This window comes from Arthrobacter sp. TS-15 (genome assembly GCF_006964045.1).
GTDB lineage: Bacteria > Actinomycetota > Actinomycetes > Actinomycetales > Micrococcaceae > Arthrobacter.
This window is the reverse complement of the sequence record NZ_SDXQ01000011.1, coordinates 1-1,310: the sequence shown is the minus strand read 5'-3', so window position 1 is coordinate 1,310 and position 1,310 is coordinate 1. Positions and strand designations below refer to the sequence as shown.

1 protein-coding gene is annotated in these 1,310 nt (G+C 61.5%); it reads right to left on the bottom strand.

Features of this window, described 5'->3' with window-relative positions; translation table 11 throughout:
- Nucleotides 1–44: 44 nt before the first annotated feature.
- Nucleotides 45–1,261 (bottom strand): IS3 family transposase gene (locus EU811_RS04920; protein WP_142937384.1). Its coding sequence is split into 2 segments (ribosomal slippage): nucleotides 45–997 and nucleotides 997–1,261, totalling 1,218 coding nucleotides; the frame shifts between segments, so codons are not numbered across the junction.
- Nucleotides 1,262–1,310 lie beyond the last annotated feature (49 nt).

Sequence of the window (1,310 nt, the reverse complement as noted above, 5' to 3'; positions counted from 1 at the left end):
TGCGGTCGTCAAGTTTTTGAGACAGGTCTCGTTGTTGTTTTTGGTTAGGCGGCCAGGGGTTGCTGGGCGCGGGTTTGGTAGTTGGTGTGGGCTTTGGCTGGTGGTATGCCGCCGGCTCGGCGGTTGGGCCGGCGGCGGTTGTACCAGCCCTCGATGTATTCCATGACACCGGTTCGGGCGGCGAGTCGGGAGCCGTAGCGTTGGTGGTGGTAGAACTCGGTTTTGAGGTGGGAGAAGAAGTTCTCCGCGACGGCGTTGTCCCAGCAGACCCCGACTTTCCCCATGGACTGCGTCACCGAGTTATCGCCGCACCATTTCTGGAATTCATCCGAGGTGTATTGGGTGCCCCGGTCCGAATGGAACACCACCGAGGCCCCGGTCAGGTGGCCGTGGTTGCGGGCCATTTGCAGCGCCGCGGTGCACAGGCTCGCGCGCATGTGCCCGGCCATGGACCAGCCGATGACCATGCCGGAGAAAAGATCGATCACCGTAGCCAGGTAGAGCCAGCCCTCACCCGTGCGCAGGTAGGTGATGTCACCGACCAGGCGGGTTCCGGGCACTGTTGAGGTGAAGTCCCGCTTGCCCTCTGCATCGAGCATGTGGTTCTCGATGTGGGCTGTTTTGGCCTGCGGATCCTGGACGGTAGTTGCCTTCCAGGCCTGGGTGCGGACGGCCCGCAGCCCGTGCTCACGCATGATCGCCCCGACAGTGGGGGCCGAGACCCGCACTCCCTTCTCGTTCAAAAGCAGGGTCAGTTGGTCCCGGCCGGCACGGCCCTTCTCCTCCTTATACAGCTCGGTAACCGCGGCGGCGAGATCCTGATGCCGTACTGCCCGCGGGGATGGCCCGGCCGGGTTGCGCCATCGGTAGAACGAGGCCCTGGAAACCTTCAACGCCCGGCATAGCCAGGCCACGGAATGGTTGGCCTTCTCCGCTTCGATGAACTCGTAGAAGTCCTCTACTTTTGCTTCGCGGCAAAGAAGGCGCTGACTTTTCCCAAGAACTCGACCTCGGCCTTCAATCTCTCGTTCTCAGCCAAGGCCTTCCGGTGTTCATCCCAGGACACCGGGCCCGGGTCCACAGGCTCTAGAGCAGGACCGTCCTGATGTTTTCCCCGGTGCCGATGAAGCCAGTTCCCCAACGTGCTCTCCTTCACCCCGAGCTCGTCAGCGACTTGCTTCACTGAACGATCCGAGGACAACACCAGCTGCACAGCTTCCTCACGGAAAGCCGCATCATATTTTCTTCTAGGACCAGTCATTCTGAAGTCGATCTCCCATCAACCTGTCTCAGAAAACCATACGGCCGCA